This window comes from Mycobacterium sp. NGS39, assembly GCF_059812765.1.
Genome location: NZ_JCALDH010000002.1, coordinates 159,929 through 176,369, shown reverse-complemented (window position 1 = coordinate 176,369; position 16,441 = coordinate 159,929). Strand labels below are relative to the sequence as shown.

General features: G+C 66.1%; 19 protein-coding genes. 13 read left to right on the top strand and 6 right to left on the bottom strand.

The genetic code is table 11. The annotated features are described in order from the left end of the window. Positions 1–393: a Rieske (2Fe-2S) protein gene (locus AC5Y39_RS03230; protein ID WP_500015273.1), complete on the top strand. Its 393-nt coding sequence runs from the start codon at positions 1–3 to the stop codon at positions 391–393. Further along, complete coding sequence (locus AC5Y39_RS03225) at positions 390–1,265, top strand: alpha/beta fold hydrolase (protein ID WP_500015274.1); 876 nt, start codon at positions 390–392, stop codon at positions 1,263–1,265. Before AC5Y39_RS03230 ends, AC5Y39_RS03225 begins: the two co-directional genes overlap by 4 nt. 92 nt (positions 1,266–1,357) lie before the next feature. Here the strand turns inward: AC5Y39_RS03225 and AC5Y39_RS03220 are convergent, their stop codons facing one another. Beyond that, positions 1,358–1,831 carry a hypothetical protein gene (locus AC5Y39_RS03220; protein ID WP_500015276.1) on the bottom strand — a complete coding sequence of 158 codons (474 nt, stop codon included), beginning with the start codon at positions 1,829–1,831 and terminating at the stop codon, positions 1,358–1,360. 33 nt (positions 1,832–1,864) lie between these two features. Between AC5Y39_RS03220 and AC5Y39_RS03215 the strand changes: the two genes are divergently transcribed. Together AC5Y39_RS03215 and AC5Y39_RS03210 are read left to right on the top strand one after the other, a co-directional pair. Then, positions 1,865–3,169 (top strand): NADH-ubiquinone oxidoreductase-F iron-sulfur binding region domain-containing protein, encoded by a 1,305-nt coding sequence (locus AC5Y39_RS03215; RefSeq protein WP_500015277.1) that lies wholly within the window; start codon positions 1,865–1,867, stop codon positions 3,167–3,169. Further along, positions 3,166–3,459 (top strand): ferredoxin, encoded by a 294-nt coding sequence (locus tag AC5Y39_RS03210; protein ID WP_500015278.1) that lies wholly within the window; start codon positions 3,166–3,168, stop codon positions 3,457–3,459. The genes AC5Y39_RS03215 and AC5Y39_RS03210 overlap by 4 nt, the downstream gene beginning before the upstream one ends. A gap of 12 nt (positions 3,460–3,471) precedes the next feature. Here the strand turns inward: AC5Y39_RS03210 and AC5Y39_RS03205 are convergent, their stop codons facing one another. Beyond that, positions 3,472–4,659: an acyl-CoA dehydrogenase family protein gene (locus AC5Y39_RS03205; RefSeq protein WP_500015279.1), complete on the bottom strand. Its 1,188-nt coding sequence runs from the start codon at positions 4,657–4,659 to the stop codon at positions 3,472–3,474. Positions 4,660–4,740: 81 nt separating this feature from the next. Between AC5Y39_RS03205 and AC5Y39_RS03200 the strand changes: the two genes are divergently transcribed. Genes AC5Y39_RS03200 through AC5Y39_RS03190 form a run of 3 tightly spaced genes read left to right on the top strand, consistent with a single transcriptional unit; the run spans position 4,741 to position 7,376 of the window. Continuing rightward, positions 4,741–5,667, top strand: coding sequence for an NAD-dependent epimerase/dehydratase family protein (locus tag AC5Y39_RS03200; RefSeq protein ID WP_500015281.1), 927 nt, complete (start codon positions 4,741–4,743; stop codon positions 5,665–5,667). Continuing rightward, positions 5,667–6,407 carry a hypothetical protein gene (locus AC5Y39_RS03195; protein ID WP_500015283.1) on the top strand — a complete coding sequence of 247 codons (741 nt, stop codon included), beginning with the start codon at positions 5,667–5,669 and terminating at the stop codon, positions 6,405–6,407. Before AC5Y39_RS03200 ends, AC5Y39_RS03195 begins: the two co-directional genes overlap by 1 nt. Before the next feature lie 12 nt (positions 6,408–6,419). Further along, positions 6,420–7,376, top strand: a complete 957-nt coding sequence (locus tag AC5Y39_RS03190; protein WP_500015285.1) for a TIGR03564 family F420-dependent LLM class oxidoreductase — start codon at positions 6,420–6,422, stop codon at positions 7,374–7,376. Here the strand turns inward: AC5Y39_RS03190 and AC5Y39_RS03185 are convergent. Genes AC5Y39_RS03185 through AC5Y39_RS03170 form a run of 4 tightly spaced genes read right to left on the bottom strand, consistent with a single transcriptional unit; the run spans position 7,373 to position 10,639 of the window. Continuing rightward, positions 7,373–8,221 carry a TIGR03619 family F420-dependent LLM class oxidoreductase gene (locus tag AC5Y39_RS03185; protein WP_500015287.1) on the bottom strand — a complete coding sequence of 283 codons (849 nt, stop codon included), beginning with the start codon at positions 8,219–8,221 and terminating at the stop codon, positions 7,373–7,375. The two genes, AC5Y39_RS03190 and AC5Y39_RS03185, sit on opposite strands and share 4 nt — an antisense overlap. Next, on the bottom strand, positions 8,218–9,027 hold the full coding sequence (locus AC5Y39_RS03180; RefSeq protein WP_500015289.1) for a TauD/TfdA dioxygenase family protein: 810 nt from the start codon (positions 9,025–9,027) through the stop codon (positions 8,218–8,220). Before AC5Y39_RS03180 ends, AC5Y39_RS03185 begins: the two co-directional genes overlap by 4 nt. Before the next feature lie 5 nt (positions 9,028–9,032). Then, on the bottom strand, positions 9,033–9,356 hold the full coding sequence (locus AC5Y39_RS03175; RefSeq protein ID WP_500015291.1) for a hypothetical protein: 324 nt from the start codon (positions 9,354–9,356) through the stop codon (positions 9,033–9,035). Continuing rightward, entirely contained in the window at positions 9,353–10,639 is a 1,287-nt protein-coding gene (locus AC5Y39_RS03170; RefSeq protein ID WP_500015293.1) for an aromatic ring-hydroxylating oxygenase subunit alpha, read from the bottom strand. Before AC5Y39_RS03170 ends, AC5Y39_RS03175 begins: the two co-directional genes overlap by 4 nt. Positions 10,640–10,749: 110 nt before the next feature. Here AC5Y39_RS03170 and AC5Y39_RS03165 point away from each other — a divergent pair, with 110 nt between their 5' ends. The 6 genes from AC5Y39_RS03165 to AC5Y39_RS03140 all read left to right on the top strand — a co-directional run bounded on the left by AC5Y39_RS03165 (position 10,750) and on the right by AC5Y39_RS03140 (position 16,400). Continuing rightward, positions 10,750–11,733: a LysR family transcriptional regulator gene (locus AC5Y39_RS03165; RefSeq protein ID WP_500015295.1), complete on the top strand. Its 984-nt coding sequence runs from the start codon at positions 10,750–10,752 to the stop codon at positions 11,731–11,733. Positions 11,734–11,747: 14 nt separating this feature from the next. Then, complete coding sequence (locus AC5Y39_RS03160; RefSeq protein WP_500015297.1) at positions 11,748–12,125, top strand: PaaI family thioesterase; 378 nt, start codon at positions 11,748–11,750, stop codon at positions 12,123–12,125. A gap of 117 nt (positions 12,126–12,242) precedes the next feature. Beyond that, the gene (locus AC5Y39_RS03155; RefSeq protein ID WP_500015299.1) at positions 12,243–13,901 is read left to right on the top strand and encodes a thiolase C-terminal domain-containing protein; all 1,659 of its coding nucleotides are present in this window, start codon (positions 12,243–12,245) and stop codon (positions 13,899–13,901) included. Then, positions 13,898–14,788: an alpha/beta fold hydrolase gene (locus AC5Y39_RS03150; protein WP_500015301.1), complete on the top strand. Its 891-nt coding sequence runs from the start codon at positions 13,898–13,900 to the stop codon at positions 14,786–14,788. Before AC5Y39_RS03155 ends, AC5Y39_RS03150 begins: the two co-directional genes overlap by 4 nt. Beyond that, positions 14,788–15,603 carry an NAD(P)-dependent oxidoreductase gene (locus AC5Y39_RS03145; RefSeq protein WP_500015303.1) on the top strand — a complete coding sequence of 272 codons (816 nt, stop codon included), beginning with the start codon at positions 14,788–14,790 and terminating at the stop codon, positions 15,601–15,603. Before AC5Y39_RS03150 ends, AC5Y39_RS03145 begins: the two co-directional genes overlap by 1 nt. Continuing rightward, the gene (locus AC5Y39_RS03140) at positions 15,600–16,400 is read left to right on the top strand and encodes an NAD(P)-dependent oxidoreductase (protein ID WP_500015305.1); all 801 of its coding nucleotides are present in this window, start codon (positions 15,600–15,602) and stop codon (positions 16,398–16,400) included. The genes AC5Y39_RS03145 and AC5Y39_RS03140 overlap by 4 nt, the downstream gene beginning before the upstream one ends. Positions 16,401–16,441 lie beyond the last annotated feature (41 nt).

Sequence of the window (16,441 nt, the reverse complement as noted above, 5' to 3'; positions counted from 1 at the left end):
TTGGCAGAGGAGACCAAACCCCGGCGCCTCGCGCAGGGGCGAGAGCACGTCGTTGCGACTGTCGACGAAATCCCGCCTGGGACACACAAATTGGTGCCGATCGGACGTCACGGTGTCGGTGTCTACAACATCAACGGCACGTTCTACGCGATCGCGAATTATTGCCCGCACGAGGGCGGCCCTCTGTGTGCCGGACGGCTTCGCGGTCGCACAGTAGTCGACGAGTCCGTGCCCGGTGACGCGGTGATGGTGCGCGACCTGGAATACATCTACTGCCCCTGGCACCAGTGGGGTTTCGAGCTGGCGACCGGAACCACGGCCGTCAAGCCCGAGTGGAGCATCCGGACGTATCCGGTGCGGGTGGTCGGCAACGAGGTGCTGGTGCAGGCATGACGGAGAAGAGCATCGAGATCAACGGCGGCAACGTCGTCTACGAAACCCTCGGGGAAACAGGCGAATTCATCGCCCTGACCCCGGGCGGCCGCTACAGCAAGGACATCGACGGGCTGCGGCCCCTGGCCGACGAACTGGTCAAGGGCGGCTATCGGGTGCTGTTGTGGGATCGGCCCAACTGCGGAAAGTCTGACGTCCAGTTCTACGGCCAGAGTGAATCGCACATGCGGGCCGAAACGCTGCACGCGCTGATCACCGGTCTCGGCATCGGGCCGTGCATTCTGGCCGGCGGTTCGGGCGGCGCCCGCGATTCGATGCTGACGACGATGCTGTACCCGGAGATCGTCACCAAGCTGGTGGTGTGGAACATCGTCGGCGGGGTGTACGGCTCGTTCGTGCTGGGCTCGTACTACGTTGTGCCGAGCATCCTCGCGGTCCGCAATCTCGGTATGAAAGGCCTTCTGCAAGTGGCCGAGTGGAAAGAGCGGATCGCGGACAACCCCGCCAACGAGGCACGCATCCTGTCGCTGGATGCCGACGACTTCCTGAAGGTGATGCTGCGCTGGCTCAATGCGTTCGTGCCGAAGCCGGGGCAGACGATTCCCGGCGTCGAGGACGAGGTGTTCGACAACATCAGGGTGCCGACACTGATCATCCGCGGCGGCGAGAACGACTGGGACCACCCCAAGCGCACCTCCCTGGAAATCAGCTGCCTGATCAAGGGATCCACGCTGATCGACCCGCCCTGGCCAGAGGATGCCTGGGAGCGGGCGGCCGAGGCCCGCGCGCAGGGAAAAGTCAAGCGCTTCAACATGTTCGACACCTGGGTGCAGGCGGCTCCCGCGATCCTGAAGTTTTTGGGGGACCGCTGATGGCACACCGACTGGTCACCGAGTGTGCGTTTTCAGACGCCCGCACCGGCGTTTCGCGTACGAAACCGCACACTCGCCGCGCGTCTGCCGCCTCAGATGACGCGGATGTGGACCTCACAGTTCAGCGAGGCTTCGAGCGCCGTGTGGATGCGGCTTTCCGGCACGCGGGCAAGATCGGCCCTGCGCAACGTTACGTACACCACGTCCCAGCCTTCCTCGCCGGGCATACGGGTGATGTCCCCGGTGAGCCCGAACCCGGCGAGCACCCCGTGCGCGTCGTCGTCCGTTCCTCTGCTCACGTATGTCAGCACACCGGCCACCGGCTCGGTGCCAAACGCCTTATGACACAGCGCAATCGCGGTTTGCGTCAGCTCGTCCGGATCGGGGCCGGCCATCAGCAGCTCGACTTCGCGGCGACCGGCCGGCATCGCCGCAAGGTTGTTGGCTACTACCCCGGCGCCCACGTCGCCGGCGAGCTCACGGAGCGTCGTCATGCCGTGGCTTAACTGTGCAGGAGTGAGCGCACCAGCCGGGTCGACCTGGACGCGCACCACTGCGATTCTCATGGTTGCCAGCCTATCGGCAGGAGAGTCGGCGCCATGAAAACCGCAGCGCTGTCAACAGATCTCGCGGTGGCTGTGTGGCCCGGCTGCTCGCCGCGGCTACTGCGGCTGCAGCCGGGAATCGAGGACCTGAACACGTACCGCAAGACCGGCGGCTACCAGTCGCTTTCCGATGCGGCGGAATTGCTCGAGGAAGCCGACCGAAGCGGTGTGCTGGGCCGCGGCGGTGCTGCGTTTCCGTTGGCGGTCAAGGTGCGGGCCGTGCGCGACGCCCGGCGCAGCGGCGCAGAAACGGTAGTGGTCGCCAACGGAGAGGAGGGCGAGCCGGCCTCTATCAAGGACCGGTGGCTGCTGCGGCACCGGCCGCATCTCGTGCTGGACGGACTGCGCCTGGCCGCCCAGATGGTGGGTGCCGATCGCGCCTACGTCTACGTGTCGGACGCGTCGGCGGCGTCGGTTGTCGACGCCGCGGTGAGCGAGTTGGAGACAGCCGGGCTGATCGAGCTGCCGATCACCGTGGTCGCCGTGGCGCCCGGGTATGTCGCCGGTGAGGAAACCGCGGCCGTGCGCGCGATCAACGGCGGGCCGGCCAAACCCTCCGACAAGCCGCCGCGCCCGTTCCAGGAGGGCGTCGCGGGACAGCCCACGCTGGTGAGCAACGTCGAAACCCTTGCGGTCCTGCCGTTCGTGCACCAGCACGGCGCAGACGCGTTCCGCGCGGCGGGCACATCGGCGTCGCCAGGCACTTTCTTGGCGACGATCACCGGTGCGGGGCGGGCACCGGCTCTCTACGAGCTACCGCACGGCCTGCCATTCACTGAAGTTCTTGCATGGCATGGCGTTTCGGCCGACGAACTGCGCGGCGTGCTGATGGGCGGCTACTTCGCCGGCATGCTGAACCGCGAGATCCTCGACGCCACGCTGGATCACGAGACACTGCGGCGGCTCGGCAGCGGATTGGGGTGCGGCGCCATCTCGCTGATCACCAGCGAGTGCCCGGTGGCGGTGGCGGCGTCGGTGATGGCCTATTTCGATCGGGAGAACGCCGGTCAGTGTGGGTCGTGCTTCAACGGCACCGCCGCGATGTCGGCGGTCACGTCGGCTCTCCGCGACGGCGTCGCCACCTCCGAGGATCTGACCCGCCTCGAGCGCTGGTCCGTGGTGCTCCGGGGCCGAGGCGCCTGCGCCACGCTGGACGCGGCCTGCAACCTTGCCGCCAGCCTGCTTGTGCAGTTCCCTCAGGTGGTCAGCCGCCACCTGGAAAACGATTGCGCCGCATGCCGTGCCGGCGTGTTCGATGCGCTGCGGCCCTACGAGGTGGAGGCGGTGGCGAGCGGATGAAGATCCGTCTCGATCGGACGGTGTGCGACGGTTTCGGCGTCTGCGCAAAACATGCACCCGGCTATTTCTCGCTCGACGACTGGGGTTACGCGTCGCTGATCGGCGACGGCAGCGTGCTGGATGAAGACCGCGACGCGGTCATGCGCGCGATCATGGACTGCCCGGTGCACGCCATCCTCACCATCGGCGAGCACCGACCGCCGGACGTACCGCCATCGGCGGCCGAGGCACACGACGAACCCGGGCTGAAAACCGAAGACAACGAAGCGGAATGGGGATTCGTCCGCTGAGACCGGGACGGCTCAGGACCGCGGCAATCGGAGGACCTGCTGCGCGATGATGTTGCGCTGGATCTCCGATGTCCCACCGGCGATCGTGCCCGCATAGCTCGCCGCGTAGCGCGCGAACCAGCTGGCGGTGGCGTGATCCGAACCGTACGGGTTGTACAGCGCGGTCATCGCCGGATCGACGAGCCCGTTGCCGCCGGCGGCGTCGAGCGCATGCCTCGCCGCGTTCTGCGCGCCCTCCGAACCGAGCAGCTTGAGCACCGAGATGGCTGCCGTGTCGGGGTCGCCTCGCGCCGCACGCGCCAGCGCCGCCGAACCCAGCAGCCGTAGCGCCTGATAGTCGATCGCCGCGGTCGCGAAACGGTCGCGGTCCACAGCGGTTGCAAGGGGAAAGTCGTCGAGAAGGTCGCGCAGGTGGCTGGCGAAGTTCATCCACATCAGCGTGCGTTCATGGCCCAGCGAACCGTTGGCCACCTTCCAGCCGCCGTTGAGGGGGCCGACGAGGTTCTCGACGGGCACCCGCACGTCGGTGAAGAACACCTCGTTGAAGTCCAGGTGGTCGCGGTCGTACACGGCGGGGAACGGCCGACACATGACCCCCGGGCTGTCGGTGCGAATGAGCAAGGCGCTCAAGCCTTTGTGCTTTGCGGCGGCAGGATCCGTGCGTACGAACGTGAGCAGCACGTCGGCGTCGTGCGCCCCGGAGGTCCACAGTTTCTGTCCATTGACCACGAAGTGTGCTCCGCCGGCGTCGGTACGCAGCACCGCTTGTGTCCGCAGACCGGCTAGATCGGAGCCGGCACCGGGTTCACTCATCCCCAGCGATGCGGTCATGTCGCCGCGCAGAATAGGCACCGCCCACGTGCGCTTCTGTTCTTCGGTGCCGAATGACAGCAACGACGCCGCGACGATGCCCACGCCTTGCGGGTTGTAGCAGTGATAGATCCGCCGCCGCGACAGCTCGTCGCGATGCACGTACTGCTGCAGGATGTCGGCATTGCGGCCGCCGAATTCCGGCGGATTGCCAGGCAACAGCCAGCCGTGCTCGAACTGTGCCCTCTGCCACCGCCTCGCCCATTCCGGCACGTGAGAGCTCGACCGCGACCGCTCCCAGGTGGCGGCCTCCGGCGGAAGATGCTCGTCGAGGAATGCGACGAATTGTGCCCGGAAAGTTTCCAGTTCGGCATCCAAGGTCAGTCGCACGGCACTCCTCCGCCGATCCGTGGCGCTAGGTATCAAGTACTTTATAGGCTGCGTAGAGCTGCGGCGACAGGAAGGGGCCTAGTGCTCGACGGAGAAAAGATCCTCATCACCGGAGCCACCGGCAAGATCGCGTTCCCGATCGCGCGGGCACTGGCGCCGGACAACGAAGTGTGGGGCGCGGCTCGGTTGCGCGATCCGGCCGACCGCGAAAAGCTCGCCAGCGCGGGGATCAGACCCGTTGTGCTCGACATGTCCATCGGCGACTTCTCCGCGCTCCCCGACGACTTCACCTACGTATTCCACGCTGCGGTTGACACCGGCACCGGCGACTGGCCGACCTGCGTCAAAACCAACGCCCACAACTCGGGTCAGCTTCTGTATCACTGTCGCGCGGCCAAGGGTTTCGTGTTCTGCTCCACCGGGTCGGTCTACGGCTATCAAGGCCGGCGCCCACTGACCGAAGCAGACCCACCCGGGGTGCCGCTGCGTGCCAACTACAGCTTCTCGAAGGTAGCGGGCGAGTCGGTATGCACTTGGGTCGCTGGGCATTTCGGCATTCCGCTGACCATCATCCGCATCTGCTCGACGTACGGGCCCGAAGGCGGCGCCCCCGCTGACCGCTTGGAAATGATGCTGGCGCACAAGCCGATCCGGCTGCATCCGGATGCACCCAATAACTACAACCCGATCTATGAAGACGATTACGTGCGACTGGGCATCCGCGCCATGGAGGTCGCCTCCAACCCACCGGTGGTCGTGAACTGGGCCGGCAGCGAAACCGTCAGCGTCGAGGAGTACTGCAACTACATGGGTGAATTGGTCGGCGTAAAGCCGATCTTCGAATACACCCCCGATGCGCACCCCCCGCTGTGGCCCGACGTCACCTACATGCACCAGGTGCTCGGCCGCACGTCTGTGCACTGGCGCGACGGCTTCCGTCGGATGATCGCGGCTCGCCATCCCGAACTCGAACTGTCCGAACCGAACTCGGCAGGAAGTCGCGGCTGATGATGTTGCCTGGTACACCCTCCGATCAGGTGGCCGGTGTACTCGACACCGGCCGTGGCGACATCGGCACGCTGTTCGTGTCCATGGCGACCCGGCATCCCGACGGCAGCGATGCGGAGTATCTGCGCTGGCACACGTTGGACCATCGCCCCGAACAACACCGACTATCGGCGGTGCGCGCATCGTTGCGCGTGGTGTCGACGCCGGAGTGCCGTGCGGCCAGGGCGGCCAGCCCTGGCCGCTTCGACGCGATCGACCACGTGATGACGTACTTCTTCACCGATGTCGGTGGGCTGCAACGATTCAACGACCTGTCGATCGCCCTGGGTGCGGCCGGCCGCAAGCTCCCGCTGCTTCCACCGGTGCAACGCGCGGTCTACGGTGTCACCGCCAAAGCTGCCGCCGCACGGATCAAGATCGGTGCCGACGTGTTGCCGTGGTGGCCGGCCCGCGGAATGTACCTGCTCCTCGAACGAGGCAACGCCCCGACGTCAGAGCTACTCGGCGTCGAGGGCGTCGCCGGAATCTGGACCGGGGTGGCCGAAGACGTCCGCGGTTTCAGCAGCGCGGAGCCCGGCCAGCAGATCTCATATTGCTTTCTCGACGACGAGCCGGTCCAGACCGCACAGCGCCTCCGGCCGGTACTCGAAAAACGTTGGCGCGAAGAGAATCTGGAACCTCTTCTGGCCGCGCCGTTTCACGTCGTGGTGCCGTACGAATGGGATCGCCATGTACCGTGAACAGGAGTCGACGTGCGCCTCGGCCTGATGATCGGCTCCGACAAGGAGCGCCCACGCCAAGAGCGGCTGACCGGACTGATCGCCGACGGGCAGGCGGCCGAAGCAGCGGGCTTCGCATCGTTCTGGATTCCCCAGGTCCCCGGTTACCTCGACGCGATGACTGCCGCTGCCCTACTCGGACAATCCACTGGCCGCATCGAAATCGGGACCGCGGTCGTGCCCGTGCAGACCCGCCACCCGATTCCGATGGCGCAGCAGGCCCTCACCACGCAGATGGCCTGCCGCGGCCGGTTCACCCTCGGCCTCGGGCCGTCACACCACTGGATCGTCGCCGACCAGCTCGGCCTGACCTACGACCGCCCCGCCGCATTGGTCCGCGACTACCTTCAGGTGCTCGGCGCGGTGTTCAGACAACCCGGCCGCGTCGATGTGGAGAACACGACCTTCCGCGTGCACAGCCCGATGGACGTCACCGAATCGACCACGATGCCGATTCTGCTTGCGGCACTTGGCCCTACGATGCTGCGCATCGCCGGCGAACACACCGGCGGCACCATCCTGTGGATGGCCGACGAACGCGCCATCGAACATCACGTGGCTCCCCGCATCACCGCCGCGGCGGCCAGGGCCGGGCGGACAGACCCGCGGATCGTCGCCTGCGTCCCGGTCGTGTTGTGCGGGGACGACGAGATCGACGCTGCCCGCGGCCATGCCAACGAGGTGCTTGGCCACGCCGAGATCTCGCCGAACTATGTCCGGCTACTCGAGCACGGCGACGCGCAAGACGTCGGCGATACGATGGCAGCGGGCGACGAGAACGCGATCCTTTCCCGGTTGCGGCGCTACCGCGATGCCGGCGTCACCGACCTTGCCGCCCGCGTCGTCCCGCTTGGCGCTGACGCGGCCACGCGCACGACGTCGCGGCAGCGCACGCAGGACTTCCTCGCGTCGATCGGACCGCAGCTCTAGGGTTGCAGTTCGGCCAGCGCGTGCACCTGCTCGAGGTAATGCTCGAGCGAGTGGTGGACGAACCGCGCGGACACGGTTGTCACGCCGGCGGCGGCCATCGTGTGAAGTGTTTGTCTCGTCGACTCCGGCTGCCCCACCGGGTCGAGCGGTCGATCCGCGGGCAGCACGACTTCGAAACCTGTTGGAAGCTCGTAGGAATTCACCCATTCGGCGGCCGTGGCAACCGAGACGTTGAACGGACACCACCCGTCGGCGAGGGTGACCGCCCGTCGCAGCGACCGGCGGGTGCGCCCGCCGATCCAGATCGGCACGTGCGGCTGCAGCGCGCAGGGGTCGACTGTGAGTCCGCTGAACTCGTAGTAGTCCCCCGAATAAGCGGGCTCGTTGCTGGGTAGCGCCGCGCGAAGCGCCTTCAATGCGTCGTCGGCGCGAGCACCGCGGTCCTCGAACGGTGCGCCGAGCGAGTCGAACTCCTCCTTCAGCGTGCCTACTCCGACGCCGAGGATCACTCGACCCCTGCTGACGTGATCCAATGTGCCGTAACGCTTTACGATCGCCAGTGGGTGATGGTATCCCAGCACCAGCGTCATGGTGGCGAGCCGGATCTGCCGGGTCCGCGCCGCCACGTAGCCGAACGTGGCCAGTGGGTCCCAGTACCGCGCGCCGCGCCGCGGCGCCTCGCTGGTCGGCACGCCGATGTGCTCACTGCAGGTGAGGTGGTGGTAGCCGAGCCGGTCTGCCGCCTCCGCGACGCGGCCGATGTCGTCGATCGTCGCGGTTTTCTCCCACGTCAGCGCCGCGCCGCCGACGTTGGTGACGACGGGCGTCGTGAGGCCCAGTTTCACTGCAGCGGCTCTTCTCCCGCCAGCACCGTGCGGTGCATCAGCCGGCCGCTGTCGGCGGCATACGGCAGCGCCCGGTGCATGGTGCCGGTGTTGTCCCAGATCAGCAGATCGCCCACCTGCCATTCGTGCCGGTACACATACCGGGGCTGAGTGGCCCAGTCACGCAGGCGTGCGAGCAGAGCACGACTTTCCTCCACCGGCAACCCGATCACGTAGTCCGCTGTCGCGCCGAGCAGCAACGACTTTCGCCCAGACCTATGGGTCCACACCAGCGGGCAGGACTTCGTCGGCGACTGCTGCCAGAACACGACTTCCTCGTAGCTCATCTCCGGGTTCACGTAGTACTGCGAGCGCTCGGCGCTGTGAATTACCCGGAGGTCGGCGATCGCGTCCTTGTCGGATTGCGACAGTTCCTCGTACGCGGCGTAGGTGTTGCAGAATTCCGTTTGTCCGCCGGTGTCGGAGAGTTTCACGGCCCGCAGCAGTGTGGCCAGATTCGGGTAAGGCTGAAGCGAGCCGTCGAAGTGCCAGAACATCGATCCCTTCAGATACTGCGCCCGCTGGTTCACGTTCTTGTCGAGTGAGATCTTGTAGATGCCGCCTTCGCCTTCGTTGGCCACGATGGCGCCCAATGTGGTCGCGATGGCCACCTGCTGCTCGTCGCTGATCTGCAGACCGCGGAAGAACACCACGCCGCGCTGTTCCAATGTGTCGCGGATCGTTTCGGCTTCGCGGCCCGACAGCAGCGTCTCCAGATCGGTCTTGATTTCGCTGCCGATGATGGGTGTGCAGTCGACGATGTCCATCCGGGTCAGCTCAATCGCGTCAGGATCGTGTTCGCCGAATGCTGCACGCGCGGCTGGTTCCACAACTCCACGGCCAGCGACACAGTGATCAGCGAGTACATCAGGTTGCGCAAGTTGGCGGCTTCCGGCGGTAACGGCTGGTCGTAGTCGAATTCGTCCAGATACGCCACCGCAGCCTTGGCGTGCGGAAACACCTCGTCGTAGAACGCGCGGATCTGTTCCATCGAACTGTTCACCCGCTTCACGTAGCGCTGGTGGCCGTCTTCGATGGCCCACTCGGGCACCAGGTGTTCGAGCTCCTGAAACTGTTGCGGCAGTGAGTGATTCACGGCACCTCGGCTTTGCGGGCCTCGCCGTCGCGGACGTAGTCGGCCACCACCTTGTGCAGGTGGCGGATCAGGATCTCTTCGTCGTTGACCGGGAACTGCTTGATCACACCACTGTTGAGCATCGCCTGCATGCCTTCCAGCGGGCTGGCGTCTTCCAGGATGATGTCGTTGAGGAAAGTCACGGTGAGCTCTTGTCCCAGCCGCTCCTTGTGGGTCCTGGGCGGCCGATAGAACATCTCCACTTCGAAGATGTGCGAATGCGGGCCGGTGGGCCAGTGGGTGTGGGTGGTGAAACCCGATGCCCCGAAGATCAATATGAAGTTCGGGAAGAACTGGAACGAGTCGAACCCGTACTTCTCAGAGCGGGTCGGGTTGAGCCCCGGCGGCATCGGGCCGCGGTCGTCGCGCTTGTTCCACGGGCCGGCCGCACTCGCCTCCATCACGCATTCGATGGGCTTGGAGTACGGGGTCTTGCGTGACGGTTCGCCGGCGAACGAGAACATGCGGTGCGGGCCCTTGAGTTGATAGGCCAGCGCATCGGTGAAGGGATTGGGTTTGTCTAAAGCGGCTTTGGCCTCGGCGGTGAGGTTGCCGAACGACGACGCGTGCAGGTATGGACCGTGGTAGCTCTCGGCGAAACCGTCGACGAAAATCTTCCAGTTGCACTGCAATTCGGCCTTGAACCGGTACACCTGGTGCGGGCCGTCGAATGGATAGCCCTCGATGCCGTGGGCCAGCGGGCCCAGGAAGTCGCGCAGCGGCTCGGTGTTGTGCGGGTTGAGGTTGACGAAAATGAACCCCTCCCACACCTCGCACTGGATCGCCGGCACCCGGCAACTGGCGGGATCGAAGTCGAGCAGCAAGTCCTTGCGGGTCGGGGCCAGCAGCGAGCCGTCGAGGTTGTAGCGCCACCCGTGAAACCGGCAGTACAGCACCGGGGCGCGCCCTTCGACTTCTTCGAACGGATCGTCGCGCCACAACAACTTGTTGCCGCGGTGCGGACAGATGTTGTGGAAAGCCCGGATCACGCCGTCCTTTCCGCGCACGACGATCACCGACGTGTTGAGAAACTTCAGCTCGCGGGTGAAGTAGCTGCCCGAGCGCGGCACGCGCTCGACGCGTCCGACGTAGAGCCAGGTCTTGGCGAAGACGTGCTCGCGTTCCTTGGCGTAGAACTCTTCGGACACGCAGTCGTCGAGCGAGATCGGGCCGCGGCCCAACTCGGGATATGCGTCGGTCCAGTGCCCGCTTGCCGGCTTGGCCACCAGGACGTCTTGGCTCATGAGGCTCTCCTTCTCACCGGCCTCGACTCCGCTGCGGCCGACGGTACAGCGGCAGAAATCAGCGAAACAGATGCAAACCTTCAACACCCTGTTGCATATTTGGAACACCCATGAAGCAGACCCCGACCTTCGACTTGGCCGCGTTGCTGGTGTTCGGCAAGGTGGTCGAATGTCGCAGCGTCTCGAAGGCGGCGGCGGCGCTGGACATGCCGAAGTCGACGGTGAGCCGCAAGCTGAGCAAGCTCGAGTGCGACTTGGGTATCAAGCTGCTTCGCAAGAACACCCATCAACTGACAGTCACCGACCTCGGCGAGCGCGTCTACGCGCACGCGGTGAAGATCCTCGAAGAGGCCAACGGCGTGCGCGCCCTGGCCGAAGCCAGCCGGCACGAGCCGCAAGGCGAATTGCGCGTGGCGATACCGGTTTTCGTCGGCATCGACTACGCATCGCGGGTGGGCGCAACCTTCCTGCAGCGTTATCCGCACTCGCGGCTGGACATCCGGCTGGTGGACTCCATGGTCGACCCGGTCAAAGACGGTTTCGACGTGGTGTTCGGCACCGGGCCGCTGCAGGATTCGACGCTGATCGCCCGAAAGGTGTTCAGCCTCGAACTGTTTTTGTGCGCGTCGGCGGACTTCGTGCGTCAACTGCCCGAGCCGGTCACCGAGCCCGAGCAGCTGAACTCGCTGCCGTTCATCGACTTCGGGTTCTGCGGGCCGCGCAGGCTGATCCTGGCCAAACAGAAACGACGCTGTGAACTGTCACCGCAAATCCGGGCGCGTGCCAACAACTTTCAGGTATGCAAGCAGTACATCCTGCAGGGGCTCGGCATCGGCGCGATGCCCGCCCAGATCATCTGCACCAACGAACTGCGCGACGGCAGCATCGTCCCGGTGCTGCCTGAGTGGACGCCCGAGCCGCTGGATGTGCACATGATCTACCCGTTCGAACTTTCCTTCTCGACGCTCATCAGCGCGTTCCACGAGACAGCGTGCGAGATCATCGTCGAGAACTCCGCGATTTCGGCGCGCGAACCTACGCTCACGGTCAGCGACGATTCGCGCGCCGAAATCACACGGGGCCGGCGCAGATAACGGCACCCCGCTCGTTGCGAGAGCTGTTCGACCAGCTCGGCCTGCGCGAGGTTCCGTCGTCCGACGGCACCGTGGTGATGGAGATGCCGGTGGACGAACGCGTCACCAACGTCGCCGGCGGCTTGCAGGGCGGCCTGATCGCCACCATGGCCGACGTCACGGCCGGCCAGCTGGCCGCACGGGCAACGCCGTTCGGCAACGCGATCGCGACCACCGACCTGTTCATCCGCTATCTGCGCCCGATCAAGATCGGCCCGGCCCGCGCGGTCGCGCGAATCCTGCGGACCGGCAAGCGATCCGTCGTCGTCCAGGTGGATATCTACCGCGGCAACGACAGCGAAATGGGCGCGACTGCGACGGTGAACTTCGCCGCCGTGGGCCAACAAGACTGACCGTACAAAAAACACGCCGGCCAGCTATGGATTCATGATCGCGCCGCCTGATAACGTGATTCTCATCACTGAGAACGCCGTGTCCCTGGAGGCCACTATCAAACCCGTGGACGTGATGTGTCCGAAGCGCTAGGCCGTCCCCTGCCCCCCGTCACCGACGAGACCGAGTTCTTCTGGCGCTCCGGTGCTGACGGCACGTTGCGGTTTCAGGAATGCACGAGATGCAACGCGCTGATCCACCCACCCGCGCCGATCTGCCGCTACTGCCGGTCACATGAAAGCGGCGTGCGGGCCGTCTCGGGCCGCGCGACACTGTCCGGCTTCACCGTCAACCACCGGTTCAGCCTGCCGGGGCTGGCCGCGCCCTACGTCGTGGCTCAGGTCGCGATCGTCGAGGACCCGCGCGTGCGGCTGACCACGAACATCGTCGACTGCGACCCCGACCAACTCGAAATCGGCCAGCTGGTCGAAGTGGTCTTCGACCAGCACGACGACATCTACCTGCCGCTGTTCCGGCCGGTGGCCGAACAACCCGCCGAGCCGGCGCCGCAAGCCGTCGACGAGATCGACCCGGAGCGGTTCGGCGAACACGTTCGCCCGATGCTGACCCGGGACAAATTCGAGGACAAGGTCGCGCTGACCGGCATCGGGATGTCCGAGATCGGCCGGCGTCTGATGCGGCCGCCGCTGGCCTTGACGATCGAGGCCTGCGAACGCGCGATCGCCGACGCCGGACTGACATTCGACGAGATCGACGGGCTGTCGACGTATCCGGGCGGCGGCGGCTTCGGCCCGTTCAGTGAAGGCGGAGTGACGGCGCTGGAGTCGGCGCTCGGCATTCGGCCGACGTGGCACAACGGCGGCATCGAGACGTTCGGTCCCGGCGGTTCGGTGATCGCCGCCATGCTCGCCGTCGCCACCGGCCTGGCCCGCCATGTGCTGTGCTTCCGGACGCTGTGGGAAGCGACGCACGGCGAGTTGATGAAGCAGGGCAAGATCGCGCCGATGACGCGGGCGGACAGCTGGTTCCTGCCGTTCGGCGCGGTCTCCGCAGCGCACACGCTGGCCCAGAACGCCCAACGGCACTTCCACCGCTACGGCACCACGCGCGAGACGCTGGGCTGGATTGCGTTGAACCAGCGCGCCAATGCCGCGCTGAACCCGACCGCGATCTACCGCAAACCGATGACCATGCAGGACTATCTCGACGCGCGGATCATCACCACGCCGTTCGGCCTCTACGACTGCGATGTGCCCTGCGACGGAGCGGTCGCGGTGATCGTGTCGCACGTCGACGTCGCCCGCGACATGGCCAAGCCGCCAGTGCTCGTCGAAGCCGTCGGTACGCAGATCATCGAGCGGCTCGACTGGGATCAGAGCACGCTGACGCATGAACCGCAGTCGCTCGGACAGGCGGCGCACATGTGGAGCCGCACCTCGTTGCGGCCCGACGACGTCGACGTCGCCGAGCTGTACGACGGATTCACCATCAACTGCCTGTCCTGGATCGAGGCGTTGGGGTTCTGCGGCATCGGGGAGGCCAAAGACTTCCTCGACGGTGGGCACAACATCGCGCGAGATGGCGTGCTGCCGTTGAACACTCATGGCGGCCAGCTGTCGCACGGACGCACCCACGGGATGGGGTTGGTGCACGAGGCCGTCACCCAACTGCGCGGCGAAGGCGGCGACCGCCAGGTGAAAGACGCACGGGTTGCCGTGGTCAGCAGCGGCGGGCTCACTCCCAGCGGCGCAATCCTGTTGCGGGCGGACACATGAGCAGCTGGCCCGCGCCGTCTTCGTGCGTCGTCGACGTCGACGGCATCCCGATGTCCGGTCTGCTCGCCGAAGCACCAGAACCACGGGCCACCGTCGTCGCGATTCACGGCGGCGCCACGACGTCGGCGTACTACGACTGCCCAGGACATCCCCGGTTGTCCTTCCTGCGGCTGGCCGCGGCACTCGGATTCACCGCGATCGCGATCGACCGCCCGGGATTCGGCGCGTCGGCGCCGCACGCCGAGACCATGACGGACCCGGATCGCCGCGTCGAATTGGCTTATGGCGTGGTTGATGCCATCCTCGGCACCCGGTCGCGCGGCGCCGGGCTGTTTCTGCTCGGTCACTCCAACGGCTCCGAACTCACTGTTCGAATGGCGGTCGCCGACCCGAAGGTGCTGGGCCTGGAGACTTCGGGCACCGGTCGGCGCAACCAGCCCGCCGCTCATGCGGTCCTGAACAGACCGAAGATCCGTGACATCCGCCGGGGTCTGCGCGAATTGCTGTGGGATGCAACGCACCTCTACCCCGACGACGTCATCGGCGGGGTGCAGTCACCGTCGCCCGCCTATGAGGGCACCGTGGTCGCGACGTGGCCGAATCGCGACTTCCCCGCTCTGGCCGCGCAGGTGCGTGTTCCGGTCCGGTTCACGCTGGCCGACCAGGAACCGTTCTGGGAGAACGGTCCTCGCGGCCTGGATGACGTCGCCGCGATGTTCAGTTCCGCGCCTCGCGTTGTGGTCAACGAGCAGCGCGACAGCGGCCACAACCTGAGCCTGGGCCACACCGCGGCCGCGTACCACCTGGGTGTGCTGTCGTTTGTCGAGGAATGCGCTGTCGCGCGGCATGTTTCGGGCAATCTGAACGTCCAACCGGAGGCCAGCTGATGCGGATCGGGTTCATCGGGCTGGGCAGCCAGGGCGGGCCGATGGCGCGCGCGATCGTCGACGCCGGTTTCGAGACGACGCTGTGGGCGCGCCGTCCGGCGTCGCTGGAGCCCTACGCCGACACTGCCGCGAAAGTCGCCGGCTCACCGGCGGAGCTGGCAGCGGCCAGCGACCTCGTCTGCCTGTGCGTGGTTGGCGACGCCGACGTCGAGGAAGTACTGAGCAGAGACGACGGCATCCTGGCGGGGATTACCGACGGTTCGGTGATCGCGATTCACAGCACGGTCCATCCCGACACCTGTCGCAGGATCGCGGAAAAGGCTGCGCCAAAAGGTGTTTCGGTCATCGATGCACCGGTCAGCGGGGGTGCTCCAGCGGTGGCCGAGAAGCGCCTGCTGGTGATGGCCGGCGGCGACGAAGACGTCGTTGCGCGGTGCCGCCCCGTGTTCGACACGTATGGCAGTCACGTCTATCTCGGGCCACTGGGCTCGGGCCAGGTGGCCAAGCTGCTCAACAACTTGTTGTTCACCGCCAACCTCGCCAACGCGAAGACCACCCTGCAACTCGGCGAGGCGCTGGGTGTCAGCACCGCGAGCCTGGCCGACGTTCTCACGCGCGGCTCGGCCAACAGCGCTGCGCTGGGCAGCATCGCGGCGCTGGGTGGCAGTCTCGAGGTGCTCACTCAAGTGGCCGGCGCGCTGCTGCAGAAGGATGTTCGGCTGGTGGTGGATATCGCCCAGAAGGCCGGCGTCACCCCGGGCGCAGTGCTCGACGCGGCCGACGCCGCACTGGAATTGCTGGAGCACCCGCGGTGAGCCGTGTCGGCTTCATCGGGGCGGGTCGCATGGGCGCTCCCATGGTCGGGCGCCTTGCCGACGCGGGCCATGACGTTCGCGTGCTGACTCGGACACCCGAAAAGGGTTCTGACGCGAAAGCTTTGGGTGCGCAGCCGGTCACCGCGATCTCCGCGCTGGCCGCGGATGCCGATGTCGTCGCCGTCTGCGTGTTCACCGATGACCAGGTCCAGAAGATCTGCCTCGAAGGTGATCTGCTGGCGGCGATGAAGCCGGGATCGGTGCTCGTGATTCACACCACCGGCAGTCCCGACACCGCAGAGGCGATCGCGACGCGCGCCGACAGGTACTTCATCGAGGTCGTCGACGCACCCGTCAGCGGTGGGCCGCACGATGTCGCCGCCGGCCACGTCACGCTTTTCGTCGGCGGCGCCGACCATGCGGTGGCGCAGGTCCAACCGCTGCTGTCCAGCTACGGCGACCCGGTGCTTCACGTCGGGCCGATCGGTGCGGGCCAGCGGGTCAAGCTGATCAACAATGCACTGTTCGCCGCCCAGATCGGGCTGGTCACCGAGGTCATCGAGTTGGGCAGTCGCCTGGGCATACCGGAATCGACCCTGTTGCAAGCACTTCCGCACGGCAGCGGCACCAGCAGCGCGCTGAGCCGGATAGCCGCCGCGGGGTCGGCGTCGACCTTCGTCTCCGCGGTCGGAGACTTCATCGGCAAGGACGTCGCGGTGATCCGCAAGACCCTTGCCGAGTTGGGCAGTCAAATGGGGCCGCTCGACGACATCATCAACGCGGGGCTGGAGGCGTGAATGAGACAACCGCCGCCAGATCGTCCTGCGATACGGCTTCT

Bases quoted from the DNA above. Each gene is read 5' to 3' on its own strand.
- AC5Y39_RS03225 (WP_500015274.1), top strand. From the start codon at position 390: ATGACGGAGAAGAGCATCGAGATCAACGGCGGCAACGTCGTCTACGAA.
- AC5Y39_RS03220 (WP_500015276.1), bottom strand. From the start codon at position 1,831: ATGAGAATCGCAGTGGTGCGCGTCCAGGTCGACCCGGCTGGTGCGCTC.
- AC5Y39_RS03215 (WP_500015277.1), top strand. From the start codon at position 1,865: ATGAAAACCGCAGCGCTGTCAACAGATCTCGCGGTGGCTGTGTGGCCC.
- AC5Y39_RS03210 (WP_500015278.1), top strand. From the start codon at position 3,166: ATGAAGATCCGTCTCGATCGGACGGTGTGCGACGGTTTCGGCGTCTGC.
- AC5Y39_RS03195 (WP_500015283.1), top strand. From the start codon at position 5,667: ATGATGTTGCCTGGTACACCCTCCGATCAGGTGGCCGGTGTACTCGAC.
- AC5Y39_RS03180 (WP_500015289.1), bottom strand. From the start codon at position 9,027: ATGGACATCGTCGACTGCACACCCATCATCGGCAGCGAAATCAAGACC.
- AC5Y39_RS03170 (WP_500015293.1), bottom strand. From the start codon at position 10,639: ATGAGCCAAGACGTCCTGGTGGCCAAGCCGGCAAGCGGGCACTGGACC.
- AC5Y39_RS03165 (WP_500015295.1), top strand. From the start codon at position 10,750: ATGAAGCAGACCCCGACCTTCGACTTGGCCGCGTTGCTGGTGTTCGGC.
- AC5Y39_RS03150 (WP_500015301.1), top strand. From the start codon at position 13,898: ATGAGCAGCTGGCCCGCGCCGTCTTCGTGCGTCGTCGACGTCGACGGC.
- AC5Y39_RS03145 (WP_500015303.1), top strand. From the start codon at position 14,788: ATGCGGATCGGGTTCATCGGGCTGGGCAGCCAGGGCGGGCCGATGGCG.